This is a genomic window from Leptospira fletcheri (assembly GCF_004769195.1).
GTDB lineage: Bacteria > Spirochaetota > Leptospiria > Leptospirales > Leptospiraceae > Leptospira_B > Leptospira_B fletcheri.
The window spans coordinates 128,025-145,812 of record NZ_RQET01000002.1; the positions used below are offsets into that span (position 1 = coordinate 128,025).

The window sequence follows — 17,788 nt, forward strand, 5'->3', positions numbered from 1 at the left end:
AATCTCCAGATCAGATAAATATTATAAAAACGGAATTTAATTGCGACGAAGATCCGATTCCCTCGCCCGTGCGCTCTACCGGATTTCCCTCTTCCATTCCACCAATTCCCAACCGTTCCAGGAAGTTTCGAATAGGAGCTTCCCTCCCACGATATTCGAAAGCAATTCCAGGAATTCCGCTTTTCTCTCCGTGATCACTCCGCTGAAAAGAAAATGGTCCGTCTTTAGCGCGGCGATCTTATCCATATTCGCCCTTAAGACCGCAAACGTGATATTGGCGATACATAGATCGAATCGGCCTTCGGCGACAGGAGGATGATCGAATCCCCCTTCTTCCACTCGAAGTTTCGTTTCCGGAATTCCGTTTTCGTCCCGGTTGAATACGGAGGAGCGGACCGCGTTCGGATCTATGTCCACGGCGAGAATTTCGGAAGCCCCGAGTTTGGAGACGGCGACGGATAGGATTCCGGAGCCCGTTCCGATATCGGCGATTCTCTTTCCGGAAATTTCCAGGCTTCCCAGTCTGGACAGGACGAGCCGAGTCGTCTCATGGTGTCCGGTCCCGAAGGCCAATCCCGGATTGATATAGATCGGAATGCCCGCGGCAGGATCCGTTTTTGCCAGCTCCCAGGATTCTTTTTCCCAAGTCGGAACCACCCAAAAAACTCCGATCGAAAAGGGTTTATAGAATTCCTTGTATGCTTCCTCGTATTCCTTGGTTTCGATCCATCTAGATTCCGCAAAAGAGTCTTCCGGCACTCTCGCCTTGAGATAAATCCAGATCTTCGCTTCGGAAGCAGAGTCCTCTTCCGCCAAATATACTCGAATCGGAGTGTTATCCGAAATGATCGCCTCTCCGGATTTTCTGGGTTCTTCCCTGTCGAATAGGATTTCGTAAAAACCCGCGACCTGCCACTCCTCCAAAAGGGAGGAAAACTCCTCCGCAAATTCCTTGGGTATGGATACCTTAATTTCCTTATACTTCACCCGACCGTCCCGGAGAAAGATTGGGAAGAGAAGAATCCTCTTCCCGTATGATTTCGGCATCCATGGGAACCAAAAATTTCCTGCGATCTCTTACGATCCAAACCCAGATCCCTACGAACAACGCCGTCGCGATCCAAGAACCGAAACGACCGTTCGGAAGGACGAAAAAGTCGAAGAGCCCGTGCTGCACTACCGCCAGGAGGAAGGCATATCCGAGATATTTGGCCTTTTCTCCCCCTTCCTTGAAATTGCTCTTAAATAAAAATAGGGAAAAGCAAAGATTGATCAGTAAGTGTGCGTTCGTGGACTTCAGCATTCTCGCGATAAAGGTGGCGACCCTATCGTGCTCGTTCGCGGATTTAATGTAATGGTAATTCTCCACTCCGGCAAATCCGAGCGCGACGAAGCCTCCGATCAGGAATACTTCGGGTAAAAAACGCCTCGCCTTGCGATCGAAGGAAATTATATAAGAAAAAATTAATATTAAAGCGGACTTACACGCTTCTTCCATCATTCCCGCCTGCACGAAAGCGATGTGCAACGTCTGGGACAAAATGGAACTGGAAGTTTTCTTTCCGGGTACGGGAACGTTGGGCCAAAACCAGGAATTGAGCTGTAGCACGAGTTCCGTGGAAAGCCATCCTAAAAGAATGGAACCGGCCACGGTGAGAAATAATCTCTGCACGGAAATTTTGGAATGAATATAAATCAGAACGAAAGCCCAAGGGAAAACGCTAAGGAGGGAAAGCAATTCTACGCTCACAATTCCTCCATGTATCTGCCGTCGAACATTTGAACCAGATCGCTCTGCAGTTTGGTCGGCATACTCTCCGGATTGATGGTCCCGTTCCAGAAAAGTTCCGTAACTCTCACATACCCTTTCGTACCGGGAGGAGGCATCATAGGAGAAAGATTTTCGATCAATTCCAAAGTCCTGCGATCCTGTTCCGGGTAAGAGGAATTTTCCACCAACTCTATGTCCACGACGTCCCCTTCCGGAGTGATGGTGTATGCGACCACGCAGGAATAATTCTGGGGAGCGGTCTTCCAATACTCCATAAAGGATTCGAAGGCCCTCATTTTTGCGGAGATATAATTGGAATACGTGGGAGGAAGTTTTTTCCCACGGATCCGCCGAACGTCTCCCTTGACCCGTCCTTCATCCGACGGTTTCTCGTTCGGGATCTTCTCCCCTTCGTTCTTATTCGGGGTATCCGTTCCGGTGATCACTCCTCCGTTCAATCCCTGTACTTCGTCGGGAACGTTCGGATCGATGAAATAGTACTCCATCGTATTCTCCGGAGTGTAATGTCCGTCCGGTTTGGATTTTTCCTTTTCCGACTTTCTGTTGATCATCGCAGGAATGATCAGAACCAAGGAAAGGAGTACTAGATGGATCAGAATACTCAGTGCCACGTTATTCGCAAACCCGGGACGGAGGCCTCTCCAATACATCGCTTTCCGGAAAGATTTACGTAAGAGCCAGTGCGAAAACGCACCTACGGAAATCAAAAGCAAAAGCGCGACCGCCCAGGGAATAAAAGAGGACGCCACTTCGAAAAACTTCTTATCCGGGATTCCGGGCTTTAATCCCAAAGAAGCCAGGTACCGGATCCCGAAAGCGGGTTCGATCCAGGAGAAAAAGAAAGTCGCAAAAAATAACAGGAGCAAAAGGAACACGAAGAGAATGGGAAATCCCCTCCAAAGGTTTCCGGAATAGATATGCCCCCACCCAGGAACCAAAGCGTCACGAAGGATCGCATATTTCCTCTTCTTTGCGGAAGAGATCGAATCCCCCGATTCATCCGCCCTCGAAACGAAAACCTGTTTAGAAAACCAGGCCCAAGGGCGGCGGAATAAAAAAATCTGTTTTCCTCCGGAGATCATCCCCGCAATCGCGATGAGCCAGGGAAAAAAAATCCAGATGCTTTCCGACAGGACGACGAACGGAGCCATCTTCACCCGGAATTCGTCTTCAAACGCGAGATGATGGGTCAGAATCAGCACACAGAACAAGGACAGCAAAAGAAAAATAGGAGCGAGAATCAGGGGCCGCTTTTCCCCCGAACGCAAATGCGCTTTTACGAACCTTGCCTGAAGGATGAGAAAGACGAGACCGATCACGAAGAAAATCGGCAATAAAAACCAACCGTGCATGCCGGAAACTTCCGGAACCACCAGGACGAAAACGGAAATCCATTGTTCCGCCTTGGTAGAGAACAGTTGCAGGATCTCCAAAGGATAGAGCAGACCTAAAATGGCGACCTGAAGGATGAGAGAAGAAAACGCGTTCCTACGGACATTACGACCCGTAGGAAATGCAAAAAGCACTCCTAACGGGAAAAAGATACCGAATCCGACAAAAGGGGAAATCCAAGAAAGAAAATTGATCCCCCAATCCAATATCCGTCGTCTGCGGGATTGCGTGGTCTCGAACATCCTCCGCCCATTGGATCCCCCTAGTCCCGCAAAGCAAACAAGAATTGGAGGCGTCTCCGGAATTTAATACTTTATCGCGACAAGGATTCGGGAATTCTTGGAGCATGGAGAAGAAAGAAACACTCGATTCCTCGTTAAAAGACATCGTATCTATTTGTAAAAGACGGGGTTTCGTTTATCCCGGCTCGGAGATTTACGGAGGACTATCGAATACTTTCGATTACGGTCCTTACGGAGCCGAACTTCTTCACAATCTGAAGAGACTTTGGTGGAAGCATTTCGTACACCTAAGGGAAGACGTAGTGGGACTGGATTCTTCCATCCTCCTGAATCCGAAGGTTTGGGAAGCCTCGGGGCACGTTTCCAACTTCAACGATCCTCTCATCGATTGTAGAAATTGTAAGGCGCGAATCCGTGCCGACAAATTTTTGGAAGACCAAAAGGGAGAAGGCGCCGCCACCGGACTCTCTCTGCAGGAAATGAACCGTGTGATTCAGGAAGGAAATTTTCCCTGCCCCACCTGCGGAAACAGAGGTACGTTTACCGAAGCCCGAGACTTCAATCTGATGTTCAAGACCTCGCACGGAGCCTCCGCGGAGGACGCGCAGGATATTTATCTTCGCCCGGAAACGGCGCAGGGGATTTTCATCAATTTCAAGAACGTCGTTTCGACCACCAGAAGGAAAATCCCGTTCGGAATCGCGCAAATCGGAAAGTCTTTCCGGAACGAAATCATGGCGAGACAATTCGTGTTCCGAACCCGCGAATTCGAGCAGATGGAAATGGAATATTTCTGCGAACCGGGTACACAAAAGGAATGGTTTACCCACTGGGTGGAATATTGTCTCCGTTTCTTGATCGAGCAGGTCGGTTTAAAAAAGGAAAACCTAAAAATCCGGGAGCACGAAAAAGAAGAACTCTCGTTTTACAGCGAAGCCACTTCCGACATAGAATACAAGTACGGATTCGGCTGGGGGGAACTTTGGGGAATCGCGTCCAGAACGAACTACGACCTTTCCCAACATGAAAAATTTTCCGGGGAAGACCTGAAATACCAGGACCAAGCGGCCAATAAAAAATATGTGCCGTACGTCGTGGAGCCCGCACTCGGATTGAATCGATTGTTTCTTGCTACCGTTACGGATGCCTATGCCGAAGAGACCTTGGCGGATGGGGAAGTCCGAACCGTTCTCCGTTTCTCTCCGAAGATCGCCCCGGTCAAAGTGGGAGTATTCCCCCTGATGAAAAAGGACGGACTCCCAGAATTGTCCCGGTCCATCTTCGGCGAACTTTCGGCATTGGGAAATATGGAATACGACGACGGAGGCGCGATCGGAAAAAGATACCGGCGCCAAGATGAAATCGGAACGCCGTACTGCGTGACCGTGGATTACGAATCTCTTTCGGACAAGACTGTGACCGTACGGGAAAGGGATAGCATGTCCCAGGAACGATTACCGATCGCCGGCTTAAAATCCTTCTTCGCGGACAAGATATTGTAGAAGAGAACGTTCGGTTCAAGGGCGAAAATTTCGGACGTCCCGGATGCATTCGTCCCCGAAGACCAAAGGGTTTTGCGGATTGAAGTTTCCCAATTGGATGGAGTAGTACATTGTGCATTTGATGTTCGTACAATGGGCTCCATGCGAGGAATCTTGATGTCCCGAAGCCAGAGGGATTCCGTTATTTACCAAACCGAAGGCATGCCCTAACTCGTGTACCACGGTGGATTGTTCCGCCGACTTTCTGTACTGAAGCGGGAAGGCATTGATCGCATCCTTAAAAACGAATACTGCGGGGGCGCCTAGATTAAAGACTCCTGAAATCGTGATCGCAACGACGTTACTATTCGCCATTCTACCTTTTACGAAGGCCACGAAGAAATTCGCATTTTGAAAATCGGATTTCTTTTTCCGATATGTCGAAGCGAGAGCCGCCAGATCCGCCGCACTCCAAAGCGATTTTCCCTGGCTTGGAATTTCCTCCATATCTCCGGGATTTCCGGACGGAACGGAAACCGATACGGTATATCCTCTGTCGTCGAAAATGTTTTGTACATTGCGTCGGGTCACTTCCCACACCGGAAGCGAAGGAGAAGTGGAAATAAACCCGTCCTCCGGCGCGGCTCCGAATTCGTATGCCACTTCCATTCCTACGCTTCGCACGGAAGAAAAATAGACGGCGGACCTGTCGGGATCCAGCGAGATCACATAATCGAGAGCGATAAAATCCAACAAAGCGATCGGAAGAGTCGATCCTTGGTTTTGGCAGCCTGCGAGAAGCAAAAGACAAGCCGAGAAGATTGCGAAACGCGATTTTATCCCTTTCATTCCGAATACCACAACAGCCGGTTTCCGCGGTTTTTGACTCCATATCCGGCGCATTTCCGCTTTCACTCCCTTGGTATGGATAAAAAGTGATCCTAAATCAATTTCTTTTTCTCCCGACGAGACTTAATGATTCCGAAAGATTTTACCGTACGACAGATCGGACCGGAGCACAGAAAAGCGGTGATCGAACTAGTGAACCAATTTTTCCGGATGCTCAACAAATTGAAATTAGACGGAGTATTTCGCGTCCGCCCCAGAGCAGCGGCGAAAATGGTAGATGTCTATCTGAAGATCCGAGGTACGGATAAGATTGTGTTCTTAGGCGGATTCCTGGGGGAAGAACTCGTGTCCATTCTGATCGCGAGAGTGGAAGACAAGCCCTACTTGGAGGAAGAGAGAAATCTTTTCATAGACCTTACCGTCACGAAACAGGGAAAAAGAAAATCGGGATTCATGAAACCCTTAGTTGAGGCCGCGTTCCGATGGGCAAAAGAAAACGGAATTCGAGCGGTGGAATTACGGGCAGTTGCCGAAAACGAAAACGCGGTCGCTTTTTGGAAGGCAATGGGATTCGATCCCTTTTACGTCCGCTTTCGCAAACTGGTTTGAATCAGGCTCAAAGTACCATTCGAATCAAACGACGCATTTTTTACCCGATTTCAAACAATCCGATCTTTTAAAACCGGAAATTCTCGCACTTTCAATTTTCGGTCGATATTCCCAAAATCGATGAATTCTGCCACTCCAAAATAAAATCGTAAAATAATAAATTTCTTATTTTCTATATTTCGAATATTTCGTATAATTTTCCTCTTAAAAGCGTCTTTTAGATCAACCCCGGGGGAAATTAGATGAAAGAGAGCGTCGCGCAAAACAACCCGATAAGACAAGAAAGGATAACGCCGAGCAGCATCAATACCCTTCTGGAAGAACCTATTCTGATCATCGAAGACTCCGAGGAGATTTCGATGTTGTACGCTTCTTACTGCAAGCGTTTAGGCTTAACATGCGAATTCGCTACCAACGGAGAAGATGGTTTAAAAAAAGCCCGGGAAAAAAAGTATTCCCTATTCATCGTAGATTTGATGATGCCGATCATGGATGGCAGGACCTTTACTCAAAAACTCAAGGAAATGCAACCGGACGCTTGCATCATTATAGAAACGGCGATCGACGAATCTCAAGCGGTAATAGACGTGATGAAATTGGGCGTATTCGATTATCTGATCAAGCCGATCCATCCCGATTCTTTTTTCAAATCCGTCAAGAAGGCCGCGGACCGGGTCCGGACGCTCAAGACGGAAAAGGAAATAGACAGCATAGGAAGCAAACAATTACGGGAACAGTTGGAATGGCTGACGTTCAAGGAAGCCCAAAGAAAATCCACGAAGGAATCCTGGGAAATCTCCTCTCTTTATTCCCTGAAGACTTCCCTATCCCAAGGATCCGGTATCGGAGCCTTGCTCACTCTATTAGATATATTGAAACTTTCGCAAAAAGAATCGGATGAAGGATATGTAGTCAGCAAAGAAATCATGGATATGATCTACGCGAACCAACAGGCTGCCAAAAACATACTGACCGGGATCTCCGACCTCTTGGACATCGTGAACAGGGATGCGAAGTTGGAACCCATGTCCGCCGGAGATTTGATCGATCAGATCAAGGAAAAAGCGAAAGCGCTTTCTCCGATCCTGCAATCCAGAAATCTCACGTTTTCCTTTTCGGAGCTGAAAAGCAATCCATCCTTGGAAGTGGAAAGCAGTTCCTTATTGATGGCGGTCGAAGAAATTCTGCTGAATGCCTCCAAATACTGCTCGTTGGGAACGAGGATCGACGTGTACACGAGCGTCGTACAGGGCTATTTCTGCATTGCAGTCAAGAATCTAGTGGATCATGAGTCCCGAGGAATAGAGGAAAAATACGAGGACTTAGTGGTTCAACCTTTCTTCCGAGTATTGCCTCCGGTCGAAGAAGCCGCCGATCTGGAAAGGTTCGGCTTCGGACTCGGATTGACTGCCGTGGATCATATCGCTCACAAACATAACGGGATGTTCTTCATCCACAACGCGAAAGATCACACTTCCGACTCGGTCAAAATGTCCGTCATCTCGGAACTCTTTTTGCCCTTGAACGGCTGAGAAAAACGGACGAAAATCCGCTATTTCCGAAACCTGCCACTCTAAGCATCAGCCGCTATCGAAATAGCTGAGAGTTACCGAGCCGAGATTGGTTCCTACGGGCAGTGCCGAGTTATTGGAGGCGCTTACCGTATGGGTATAAATACATGTGTCGACATATCCGAAATTCGCAACGGAAATGGAAATGTTAGAACTCCCGCCCGAAAAATCTCCGGGGTAATTCAGAGTGTACGTATTCGAAGTCGGATTCGATCCGGGAAAATTAAAGGAGTCGGGAGCGCCAAGGGTCGGACAACTTTTCTGGATCGTAATCGTTATATTACTAGCGGAGGCCACGTTCGAAGCTACAATCTGATAATTGAACGTATAACTCGCACTTGTCATGGAGATTAAACCGGTGGGAACGTTCGCAAACGAAAACGATCCTCCGCTCGGGCCGGAATGGGTAAGGGCCAAGAGACTCGCGACATTCTTATCCGTACTCGACGACGGATTCGGAAAAATATTTTTCGAATCCGTCATCAAAAAGGCTCCGCAATGAAAAAGGAAGAGAGTGGAAGCCAAACAAAAGCCCTGCAAAAGCGAGTACTGGACTTTTTGAACAGATCTTGGATTCCGCATTTCTTTTATCCCTGTTTTGCCCCGAAAGAATTGTACACAAAACGAAAAGAGATTCAAATAAAATCCTTCTACATCGCGCTTTGTGAGTCAATAAATTTCCAATTATGTGCCGGAAGATGTGGAAATAAAAAAAGGGACCGTTTCCGGTCCCCTTTGACTCCCTTTCGGGAGACCTTTTATCGGATCATCCGTTCGATCAATGGAAGAGCCGGAGCAACAGTCCACCTTGCTGGACAAAGAATTCCGCAAACACGAGACTCGTAATTGCCATCAATTTGATCAGAATGTTGATCGAAGGACCGGAAGTATCCTTTAAGGGATCCCCCACGGTGTCTCCCACGACCGCTGCTTTATGCTGCTCGGAACCTTTTCCTCCGACAGCTTTTTCGATATATTTCTTGGCATTGTCCCAGCCTCCTCCGGAATTTGCGGAGGAAATCGCGAGCACCACCCCGGCGACCAAGGCTCCGGCGAGCACTCCCGCAAGAGACTTAATTCCGAAAAGATATCCCACTACGATGGGGGTCAAAAGAACCAAAAGTCCTGGGAGAATCATTTCCCGGAGTGCGGCAGAAGTGGAAATGTCCACGCATCTTTTGTAATTCGGTTTCGCTTTTCCTTCCATGATGCCCGGAATTTCGCGGAACTGCTTTCTAACCTCTTCGACCATATCTACGGCCGCTTTTCCGACGGACTTCATCGTCATTGCTGTGAATACGAACGGAAGCATAGCTCCGAACATCAACCCGCCGAATACTTCCGCATTCAGGATATCCAACCCCGTCGTGCCGGTTCTGGTGATAAAGGCCGCGAATAAGGCCAGAGAAGTCAGAGCCGCAGAACCGATAGCGAAGCCTTTTCCGATCGCGGCAGTAGTGTTTCCCGCAGCGTCTAGGGTATCCGTACGATTCCGAACCTCTTTTCCGAGTTCCGCCATCTCTGCGATCCCGCCTGCGTTATCCGAAACGGGACCGTAAGCGTCTATCGTAAGACCGATAGCGATGGTCGAAATCATTCCGAGAGCTGCGATAGCGATTCCGTACATTCCCGCGAGAAGATTCGCGGTCACGATGCTGACCACCAACAGGATCACAGGCACTACGGAACTTTGATAGCCTAGAGCCAATCCGTAAATGATGTTCGTTGCCGCCCCTGTTTTAGACGCGTCCACAACTTCGCGAACCGGCTTATACGAATGGGAAGTATAGTATTCGGTGATCAGACCGATGAACATTCCCGAAAAAAGACCTACGATCAAGGAGATATATACGTTCCATTTGGTGATCGTTTTTCCCGCGATTTCGAAGGAGTCCGCCATATAAGCGTCGGTGACGAAATACATGACTGCCGCGACCAAAAGTGTGGAAACCCAAAGCTGGATCTTCAAAACCTTTTCCACGTTTCCGCCTTCCTTAACGCTGGCGATAAACGAAGTCAAAAGGGATGCTGGAATTCCGAATGCGGAAATCAGCAAAGGATAAAGAAGAGCATCGACATTTCCGGAAAGACCGGCAGCGGTCGCTCCGATCACTAAAGCCGCGCAGGTCGCTTCCGCGCAGGATCCGAAAAGATCGGCTCCCATCCCGGCCACATCCCCTACGTTATCCCCTACGTTATCCGCAATCGTTGCCGGATTTCGAGGATCATCTTCCGGAATCCCTTTTTCCACTTTTCCGACAAGGTCTGCACCTACGTCAGCGGCCTTCGTATAAATCCCGCCGCCTACCCGACCGAAAAGAGCCACAGCAGAACCGCCGAGACCGAATCCTGCGAGAGCTTCCATCAGATACAGTTTGCTTACGTTCGGAAAGAGTCCGGTATACAATAGAAAGAGTCCGATCATCCCGAGTACGGCCAATCCGACTAGGCCGAATCCCATGACGGCTCCGGAATCGAAAGCGACCCGAAAAGCTTTTGCCATGGAAGTCTTGGCTGCTTGAGCGGTCCGCACGTTTCCGGCCGTAGCGATTTTCATCCCGATAAATCCGGAGAGGCAGGAAATCAATGCGCCGGAAACGAACGCGATCGCGGTAAACAATCCGTCGTTAAAATCAGCCGATTCCGGATTATCCAAAAGAAAGAAAATCAGCAGGGCCATAAAGCCGATAAAAAGGGAAATGGTTTTGTATTCCCGCACCAGGAAGGCCATAGCGCCTTCGGAAATGGCGGAGGAGATTTCGACCAGTTTTTTGGATTCCTGGTCTTTACCGCCCTCGGTTCCGATGGTAATCCTGGTGACCTTCAAGGCATATACAACCGCGGTCAAAATGGCCAGGACAGCCAAAGACAAAATAATCGTTACCGAATTCATTCAGAGAAACCTCTTGTTTTTTTCAAAATGTCCGATGGTTTAAAAAGATGGGAATGAGCATATTTTCGATCACGGAAGGCCGGATTCGCGGAGTTTCGCGCCCGGCAGTGAACAGAGAAATTCCGTCAAAAGGCGGATCTCTCTAATGCGACGCACATTTTCCATTTGTTTCTTTCTAGTTATTTGCACTATAAAATCCGTCCTGGCCTTGAATTCAACCTTTTCTTGGGAAGAACTCCTGGAGCAAGCCGCCGAGGAGGTCCAGAGAGGAAGGTACGAGCAGGCGATGGAAAAACTAGCTATTGCCGATGAATCCGGAAAACCTCGAGACTTCAGATATTACTGGGTACTCGGCAAAGCCTTCCGAGGCCAGGGCGAAAATTTAGAGGCGTTGCGGAATTTCCGGATCAGCCTCCAGATGCAGCCGGACCAAGAAGGGTTGTTGCGAGAGATGACGGACCTGTACGACGAACTCCGAATTCCCGACAAAGCCCTGGAAACTGCCCGCGTCTTACTGACAAAACGTCCCGAAGACAGGGACCTCCGTTACCGAGCCCTGCTCTGGGCCTCACGCACCGGTAATCTCGAATATTACAAAAATGCATTGGGCTTGTTGGAATCGAAGCACGCTTATAGCTCCGATGAAAAAGCCGTCCTGCAGGAGATCGGAACCCTGCAAGCGGCAAAAAAGAATCCGGAAGTGGCGGACCGCTGCCGCAAGTTCCTTCCTTTCTTTCCCCGAAACGAAGATCTCCATAGGATCTGCATCTTGGCCAATAAAGGAAAAGACCGAGGATCTCTGGAAAAAAGTCTGACCGAGAGAGCGCTTATCTTCCGGGAAAACCCGATCTTCCATCATATTCTTTCCATGGAATATTTGGACCAAAAAAAATACGTGGAATCCGGCGCTTCCGCTAGACGTTCCCTGCTCCTCGCGTTGCAGAGCGATCGGATCCCGGAAAAGGATTATCTGATTCCGATCCGGAGGATCTACCAGCAAAACGGATCCGTCATAGACCAATTGGCCATCGATATTTTAGAAGAAATAATATTAAAGAAAAGGAAACTCGGCCCTGAGGAATGGGAATCCTTGTTGAAGCAAACTAGGTTCAATTGGGAAATTTTGGTTTTCGCTTTGTCGGAATGGAAAAACCGAGAAAACTCCCTTCGTGCGGAGACGGCCGAGAATTGGCGGGAACGCTACCTAAGTCTCCGTTCCGCGGAACGGGAAAGGGATCTGTCCAGATTTGCCGGTCCGTATTATTTGGATCGAAGTTTCGAACTCTACCTGGAAAATGCGTCCTCCGAAAAGTAAGGATCTCGCTCGACTTAAAGGAATCCTCTTCAATGCTCCGTCTGCTCGTTCTGATCCTTGTATCCGCCTCTCCGCTTTTTCCTTGCGATTTTCTTTCGCGTTGGATTCCCAGAGCTCCCGATCCGACGGAATCGGCGCGGATCGAAAGTTTACGCGCCTTCATACGGTCCTTGGAACCAAAACAACTCGTAGTCGATCGCGATTTCTATCGGAAAACCTCCCGATTCGAAGAGAGGTTCGGCTTTCCGTTCTCGGGCCAAAAACTGGATTCATGGTTCGGAGATCGAATCCGATTTTTTAAAATCGGTCGCACCGATCCATATTTAGCTTACTATAATGGAGAAGCGATCGTCTTAGGAAAAGGATTCTTTCTGCTTTCCAAGATCGAACAGGCCTTGGTTCTGGTCCACGAAGCGAGGCACGCAGACGGCAAAAAGTATTCCCACGTGGATTGTCCGTCAGACTTTCCGTATCTCAGCTTGCGGATTCCGGAAACGAAACCGGCCGGCCTGAAGGCCTGCGACGACATTTCCGACGGAAGCTACGGATTCGGAGCTGCATTTCTGTTCGAAGTGTTCGCCTACGGACTGGCGGAAAGGACGGAAGAAAAATACATATTAGGATTGTATAATTCGGAACTGACTAGAATCCTTCTCCCGAAGGGGGATCGATAATTGGGGAATCGTTTCGGAATTTCTGCTTTTTTAAACTCGGGCTTCGCTTTTGCCTTCCGCCTCCTTTTTCTCTTTTCCGTTTTGGGTTGCACCGCACGGGAGAGATTTTCCTCTTTGGAGATTCCACCTCCTTCCTCTACGATTCTCTATCTGATCAGACCCGTAGGAACGTCCATGGCCATATGGGATTACGATTTGGACGTCTACAAGTACCGCCGCCATTTCAAGGAGGAGAAGGAACCCGAAAAGGTCGCATCCGTTTCCCTATCGAACGGCACCTTTTGGGCGGGGAATTTTCCGGAGGGCTTTTATAAAATCTCCCTTCGCTCGGATCCTTCTGCGGAAAAAATCCTACTGTTGAAAAAGGATAGAATCGTATTTTTGGAATTTCTGATCTTCAATAAGAACGAACTCTCGGGGCCGGAATATTTTCTGAAAGAGGTGGATCAGGCTACCGCCTTGGAAGCGTTGTTGGAAAACGAAAAATTGTTCAAAGAAACCGCGAAATTCTATTCCGGAGGGGAAAGGAATTGATTCAGTAATTTAACGAAATTCTTCGCACCTTCGCTCCTTCCCAATTGCATCCAGTCCACGTGACCGCCGCCTCGTATTTCCCAAAACAATTTCGGTTCCGCCGCCAGACGAAACACCTCTTTTCCGTTGGAAAACGGGACCACAGGGTCCTCCGTCCCGTGGACGACCAAAAGGGGAATCGGAGAAATCTTAGAGATGAAATTCTTGGGACTCATCGTATCGCTGAAGAAAGGTCCGAGTAGATAACCCATCGGCGGGAACAATATCTTGTTCCCGGTCTGAACCGCCACATCCCGGTACGAAGAAAAGGTACCGTCCGCCACTACCAAACTTAAGTGATCTTTCGTCTTCATATCCGGAACTGCGCGCAGGGCCACCGCTCCACCCAAGCTCTGTCCGTATACGATCAATTTCCTATCTATGGAACGGGCATAGGAATGCACTTGTTCCAAGACCAGCAGACTATCCTCGTACAGACTTTCCGGATCTGGTTTCCCTCCCGAGGCTCCGTACCCCCGATAATCGTACGTGTACAATTCATAACCGTAATTGACCAACCAAACCAGAGAAATGAAATGAGTACTCATATTTTCCCCGTTTCCGTGGAACTGAAGTATGATTCCTCTAGGCGATTTGGGAGCGTCCGAGTTCTGCGAATGGATCTTCCAGAGATGTAGTTTTACTCCGTCTTTCGCGTTTAAAAACGAACTCTCGGCCTTGAAACCGAATTTATCCGGAGTAAAGTATTCCAACTTAGTCGGATGATAATAGAGACTTGTGCAACCGAACATCAGGATCGGAAGGAAACAAGGAAGTCGTTTAAAAAAGTAGATTATACGATAATAGAACTTCGTCATAATGTCTCATCGAATTCAGCTCAAGCCGTAACTCGTTTTCCTTATTGAATAAATAACGGATCCTAAGATTCCCCGAATAGTTATCTTCGTTTCCGCTTCCCCTAAAATATTGGTAGGAACCGTACAACTGGAATTTCCAAGCGCCGAATTCCTTTAATACGTTCAGCACGGCTTCCGGCCCGTATCGAACTCCTCCTTCGAAAAACGCTCCGGGCTGCGCCTTGAGACCGCCCAAGAAGGAAATTAGAAAAGGAGCTTTTTTACCGGAAAATTCATCCTGGAAGGAATATCCGTACAGAACCTCCAGATTACCTGCCTGCTTCCGAATGTACTGCCTGCCTTCTCGATCCCCTTGTTGCGTTAGATTTAGATTCGCCGACTGGATCGCGGGGTCGGACGGAAGAACGGAACCGAATCGATTCCAATCCAAATTCTTCTGGAATTTTTCCTTTTCCACCATCACCGTGTCCGTACCCAAATCCACACCGTACGAGAATTGTTTGGAAATCGGATTATAAGGGGAAAGCGACATGAGACGCAGAATGTTCATAGAGGTAAATTCCGCGATACTTCCCTCGTATTTCCGAACGGTCAAATTCAAAAACTGAACCTCGGAATTCGGAACATGACCCCTATCCGTATTCAGAAAATCGTGATACGCGACCCTATATTTCAGTTCCGTAAATGCGCCCAGATTGGATGCCCCGAAACCCATAGCCACCCTACTCAAAGAATGAGATTCCTCGGGAGGAGTAGTCACCTGTATGCTCTCGTCTATCTGCACCTGGTCCTGGGTCTTGCTGCGAAGCAGTAGATATTTCTTATATTTCATCTGCTCTGTGTCCGAACTTTTATCCCTGGATTTCCGATAACGATAGGAATCCAAAAGAGCGTCCAGAACGAGAGATGAACGGATCTCCAGATCGGGAAGCCCGGAAAAGTCCCGGACTTCCGGAGCATCCAAAAGAGACCAATAGAGTTCCTGTTCCTCGGCGGTCATCGAGATCAGTTTTTGTTTTATTTTCGAATATAAGGAAGGTCTGTATTTCCGTTCGACGACCAATCCGGGAACGGAAAGATAGATTTTCACCGTGTCGGGAGGGGAAACGATCCAATTCGCCTTCTGGGTCAGGTCCAAATCGGGTTTGGCCACGTCCAACAGTCCCAACATATGGAAGGAACAATTCTGAGTGAAGAAAAAATAGTCGAAATAGTTCCGACCCATTTCCCAAAGGTGTCTCAGGAATCTGTCCCTTTCCTCCTTGTTCAAAGACAACCTGTATTCCCAGAGATCGCGGCTTTCCATGTCGTTGTATTCGTTTACCTTTAAGTAATAAGGGAAGATCGCGAAAGTGCCGGGATACCCGCCGGTCAATCCGCGGATCGTGTACGTAAAAGGGTTTTGGTCGTCCGTATTCGCCGCGTAATTCACTCCGTAGTCGAGTAATTCCGAATCCGCGTTTTTTGCGGAGTCGATCTTAAAAAGCGTATGCCCTAAGACCGAAGCGGGAGACTGCATATAGTAGGAGGAAAAAACGACGGTAACGCTTTTGGGATCCAAAGAATCCCTCCAAGTTGTAAAACGGGTACATTCGATTTCTTTTAACAACTTTTGATCGAAATGGAGTTTTTCCTTCAACCAAAAATACCTCTCCGGATATGTACATTGGGGATGCATCAACTCCGTCCGATCCGACTCCGGACCGAAAAAGGCGCGAAGCGTCGCCTTCATTTCCGCCTTCGGATCCGATTTTCCGTCGGGGGAAAGAAAATACAAAAGACTGTCCGCCTCGCTCTCCACACCTCCGAAAAATCCCTTTTTGTATCTTTGCATCCTGAACCAATGCGGATCCAGATACAATTTTTCATTTTCCATCCCATGCAAAAGCTCGTTGAGATAGTTCTTTTGTTCCGGAGTTTCGGGTTCGAAGGTTCCGTAAAAATAGTTCCTCTTCAATTCCTCCTCGGGGCTGTGCGTTTGAGAGGGCGCGTTCTCTTCGCTCTTCTCCGTTTCTTCGGGGTCTGGCGCTAGCGTAGGTTTGGCGGGGGAAGTTTCCGAATCCGCCGAGAGATTCATCCAAAAGAAAAATAAGATTGGGAATAAAAGCGGGAAGAATCCGAGGAATTTGACTTTCGTCACAAAAAAAATACCCTAGGGATCATCGGCCCCCAGGGTATTTTCGAAGGAATTCCTATGCAAACACGATTTTCAGATTTTGCAGGAATTTTTAAGTTCGATGTCGCTTCCTACCTGATCGCGCAGGTTGGACAGAACCACACTAGGATTTTTCATTCTTTTTCTTTTTGTCAGAGAATTGAGACTTATCTTATTTACGAAAACGCAATAATGAATATTTTTTCCGATCTCTTCAAGTCACCTTTACAGGAGTCCGATTCATACCCGTTTGTTTCCGAAATTCTAATTTGCTTCCGATTCCGTCTTATTGCACAAAAATAAGCTATATTGGAAAGGTTATTCTTGTTGACACACTTCTTTTAAGGAATCAGATGATCCTCTTTAAAAAAGGAGAAGGATCGTATATGAATAAAAGGCTTATTTCGATCGGATTAGGCGCTTATTTATTACTTCTGACTGGAGCAAATCATTTGTCCGCCGAATACGGCGCCGCCGGATGCGGTTTGGGTTCGGTGATTTTTGAAAAAAATACCGCGATAGTACAGGTACTTGCCGCAACGACCAATCATGCTCTCTCGGGGAATCAGACGTTCGGAATTTCCACAGGTTCGCTGAACTGTACGACAGACGGGCTCGTTAAAAACGAGAAAGCGCAGGAGATCTTCATAGCTCAGAATTTCGAATTCCTCGAATCAGAAATGTCTGCAGGAAAGGGGGAAAGATTGAGTACCCTATCCCATCTTTTGGGATGCCCTACCGAAACGATCCCACAGTTCGGAGCGCTGACCAAGTCCAACTACTCCCGGTTATTCGGTAAAGAGACTACCCCCTCTTCCCTACTAGCCGCGGTGAAAAACGAAATCAAAGATGACGAGCTTTTGGCTCGGAGCTGCGGAATTTAAGGAAATTAAAATATGAAGAAGATATTCATTGCATTTTTATTGGTCGCCATGGCGGGACTTCCGACGATCCTTTCCGCAAGAGACGGTTACGGCGCTGCAGGCTGCGGATTAGGAGCCGTTGTCATCGCTGAAAACAAAAAAGTCCACCAAGTCATCGCCGCTACCGTTAATGTCCTTTTTTCCGGAAATCAGGTGTTCGGGATCTCCACCGGAACGTTGAATTGCAAAACTGCAGGAATTTCCGAAAAACAAAGACAACAGCAAATATTCGTTCACGTAAATTATCGCCTGCTGGAACATGAGTTCGCGCGCGGAAACGGGGAAAGGGTTGGAGCTCTTGCTTCTCTCATGGGATGCAAAGACTCGACCGCCTTCGGCCGTGTAGGTAAGGAAAAATTCGCGACATTATTCCAGGAAAACACTCCGGATTCGTTTCTAGATAAAATGAGAAGCGAAGTTTCCTCAGACGCACGTCTCGTTTCGAGCTGCGGTATTTGATCGAAAGAAAAAAGACCCTTTCTTTTTCGGAAAGGGTCTTTT

At 48.1% G+C, this 17,788-nt stretch carries 16 protein-coding genes; 8 read left to right on the forward strand and 8 right to left on the reverse strand.

Going from position 1 to position 17,788, the window contains the following annotated elements:
- Positions 1-75 precede the first annotated feature (75 nt).
- Genes EHO60_RS02630 through EHO60_RS02640 form a run of 3 tightly spaced genes read right to left on the reverse strand, consistent with a single transcriptional unit; the run spans position 76 to position 3,426 of the window.
- The gene (locus EHO60_RS02630) at positions 76-987 is read right to left on the reverse strand and encodes a 50S ribosomal protein L11 methyltransferase (protein WP_135766624.1); all 912 of its coding nucleotides are present in this window, start codon (positions 985-987) and stop codon (positions 76-78) included.
- Positions 977-1,750 (reverse strand): PrsW family glutamic-type intramembrane protease, encoded by a 774-nt coding sequence (locus tag EHO60_RS02635; protein ID WP_135766625.1) that lies wholly within the window; start codon positions 1,748-1,750, stop codon positions 977-979. The genes EHO60_RS02630 and EHO60_RS02635 overlap by 11 nt, the downstream gene beginning before the upstream one ends.
- On the reverse strand, positions 1,747-3,426 hold the full coding sequence (locus EHO60_RS02640; protein ID WP_135766626.1) for an energy transducer TonB: 1,680 nt from the start codon (positions 3,424-3,426) through the stop codon (positions 1,747-1,749). Before EHO60_RS02640 ends, EHO60_RS02635 begins: the two co-directional genes overlap by 4 nt.
- A gap of 104 nt (positions 3,427-3,530) precedes the next feature.
- Between EHO60_RS02640 and EHO60_RS02645 the strand changes: the two genes are divergently transcribed.
- Positions 3,531-4,928 (forward strand): glycine--tRNA ligase, encoded by a 1,398-nt coding sequence (locus EHO60_RS02645; protein WP_135766627.1) that lies wholly within the window; start codon positions 3,531-3,533, stop codon positions 4,926-4,928.
- A gap of 15 nt (positions 4,929-4,943) precedes the next feature.
- Here the strand turns inward: EHO60_RS02645 and EHO60_RS02650 are convergent, their stop codons facing one another.
- Positions 4,944-5,756: a hypothetical protein gene (locus EHO60_RS02650; RefSeq protein ID WP_135766628.1), complete on the reverse strand. Its 813-nt coding sequence runs from the start codon at positions 5,754-5,756 to the stop codon at positions 4,944-4,946.
- 126 nt (positions 5,757-5,882) lie between these two features.
- On the opposite strand from EHO60_RS02650, the gene EHO60_RS02655 reads away from it, so the two are divergent.
- Positions 5,883-6,365, forward strand: a complete 483-nt coding sequence (locus EHO60_RS02655; RefSeq protein ID WP_135766629.1) for a GNAT family N-acetyltransferase — start codon at positions 5,883-5,885, stop codon at positions 6,363-6,365.
- 242 nt (positions 6,366-6,607) lie between these two features.
- Complete coding sequence (locus tag EHO60_RS02660) at positions 6,608-7,897, forward strand: hybrid sensor histidine kinase/response regulator (protein WP_135766630.1); 1,290 nt, start codon at positions 6,608-6,610, stop codon at positions 7,895-7,897.
- A 48-nt stretch (positions 7,898-7,945) separates the two neighbouring features.
- Here the strand turns inward: EHO60_RS02660 and EHO60_RS02665 are convergent, their stop codons facing one another.
- Together EHO60_RS02665 and EHO60_RS02670 are read right to left on the reverse strand one after the other, a co-directional pair.
- Complete coding sequence (locus EHO60_RS02665) at positions 7,946-8,419, reverse strand: hypothetical protein (protein ID WP_246028102.1); 474 nt, start codon at positions 8,417-8,419, stop codon at positions 7,946-7,948.
- Positions 8,420-8,714: 295 nt separating this feature from the next.
- Positions 8,715-10,829, reverse strand: a complete 2,115-nt coding sequence (locus EHO60_RS02670) for a sodium-translocating pyrophosphatase (protein ID WP_135766632.1) — start codon at positions 10,827-10,829, stop codon at positions 8,715-8,717.
- Between the two features lie 145 nt (positions 10,830-10,974).
- Between EHO60_RS02670 and EHO60_RS02675 the strand changes: the two genes are divergently transcribed.
- From EHO60_RS02675 to EHO60_RS02685, 3 genes are read left to right on the forward strand one after another with little or no spacing between them, the layout of a single operon-like run.
- Positions 10,975-12,144: a tetratricopeptide repeat protein gene (locus EHO60_RS02675; protein ID WP_135766633.1), complete on the forward strand. Its 1,170-nt coding sequence runs from the start codon at positions 10,975-10,977 to the stop codon at positions 12,142-12,144.
- A 32-nt stretch (positions 12,145-12,176) separates the two neighbouring features.
- Positions 12,177-12,818: a hypothetical protein gene (locus EHO60_RS02680; RefSeq protein ID WP_135766634.1), complete on the forward strand. Its 642-nt coding sequence runs from the start codon at positions 12,177-12,179 to the stop codon at positions 12,816-12,818.
- Complete coding sequence (locus EHO60_RS02685) at positions 12,819-13,352, forward strand: hypothetical protein (RefSeq protein ID WP_210409311.1); 534 nt, start codon at positions 12,819-12,821, stop codon at positions 13,350-13,352.
- On the opposite strand, the gene EHO60_RS02690 is transcribed toward EHO60_RS02685, so the two are convergent.
- Positions 13,328-14,209 (reverse strand): alpha/beta hydrolase, encoded by an 882-nt coding sequence (locus EHO60_RS02690; protein ID WP_135766636.1) that lies wholly within the window; start codon positions 14,207-14,209, stop codon positions 13,328-13,330. The two genes, EHO60_RS02685 and EHO60_RS02690, sit on opposite strands and share 25 nt — an antisense overlap.
- Positions 14,172-16,349: an Lnb N-terminal periplasmic domain-containing protein gene (locus EHO60_RS02695; protein ID WP_135766637.1), complete on the reverse strand. Its 2,178-nt coding sequence runs from the start codon at positions 16,347-16,349 to the stop codon at positions 14,172-14,174. The genes EHO60_RS02690 and EHO60_RS02695 overlap by 38 nt, the downstream gene beginning before the upstream one ends.
- A gap of 401 nt (positions 16,350-16,750) precedes the next feature.
- On the opposite strand from EHO60_RS02695, the gene EHO60_RS02700 reads away from it, so the two are divergent.
- Entirely contained in the window at positions 16,751-17,248 is a 498-nt protein-coding gene (locus EHO60_RS02700) for a DUF3015 domain-containing protein (RefSeq protein WP_135766638.1), read from the forward strand.
- Between the two features lie 12 nt (positions 17,249-17,260).
- Positions 17,261-17,746, forward strand: coding sequence for a DUF3015 family protein (locus tag EHO60_RS02705; protein ID WP_135766639.1), 486 nt, complete (start codon positions 17,261-17,263; stop codon positions 17,744-17,746).
- Positions 17,747-17,788 lie beyond the last annotated feature (42 nt).

What these genes read in the sequence shown, in the direction of transcription:
- EHO60_RS02640 (WP_135766626.1), bottom strand. Translation starts at nt 3,426, where the DNA reads ATGTTCGAGACCACGCAATCCCGCAGACGACGGATATTGGATTGGGGG.
- EHO60_RS02645 (WP_135766627.1), top strand. Translation starts at nt 3,531, where the DNA reads ATGGAGAAGAAAGAAACACTCGATTCCTCGTTAAAAGACATCGTATCT.
- EHO60_RS02650 (WP_135766628.1), bottom strand. Translation starts at nt 5,756, where the DNA reads ATGAAAGGGATAAAATCGCGTTTCGCAATCTTCTCGGCTTGTCTTTTG.
- EHO60_RS02655 (WP_135766629.1), top strand. Translation starts at nt 5,883, where the DNA reads ATGATTCCGAAAGATTTTACCGTACGACAGATCGGACCGGAGCACAGA.
- EHO60_RS02660 (WP_135766630.1), top strand. Translation starts at nt 6,608, where the DNA reads ATGAAAGAGAGCGTCGCGCAAAACAACCCGATAAGACAAGAAAGGATA.
- EHO60_RS02665 (WP_246028102.1), bottom strand. Translation starts at nt 8,419, where the DNA reads ATGACGGATTCGAAAAATATTTTTCCGAATCCGTCGTCGAGTACGGAT.
- EHO60_RS02670 (WP_135766632.1), bottom strand. Translation starts at nt 10,829, where the DNA reads ATGAATTCGGTAACGATTATTTTGTCTTTGGCTGTCCTGGCCATTTTG.
- EHO60_RS02675 (WP_135766633.1), top strand. Translation starts at nt 10,975, where the DNA reads ATGCGACGCACATTTTCCATTTGTTTCTTTCTAGTTATTTGCACTATA.
- EHO60_RS02680 (WP_135766634.1), top strand. Translation starts at nt 12,177, where the DNA reads ATGCTCCGTCTGCTCGTTCTGATCCTTGTATCCGCCTCTCCGCTTTTT.
- EHO60_RS02690 (WP_135766636.1), bottom strand. Translation starts at nt 14,209, where the DNA reads ATGACGAAGTTCTATTATCGTATAATCTACTTTTTTAAACGACTTCCT.
- EHO60_RS02700 (WP_135766638.1), top strand. Translation starts at nt 16,751, where the DNA reads ATGAATAAAAGGCTTATTTCGATCGGATTAGGCGCTTATTTATTACTT.
- EHO60_RS02705 (WP_135766639.1), top strand. Translation starts at nt 17,261, where the DNA reads ATGAAGAAGATATTCATTGCATTTTTATTGGTCGCCATGGCGGGACTT.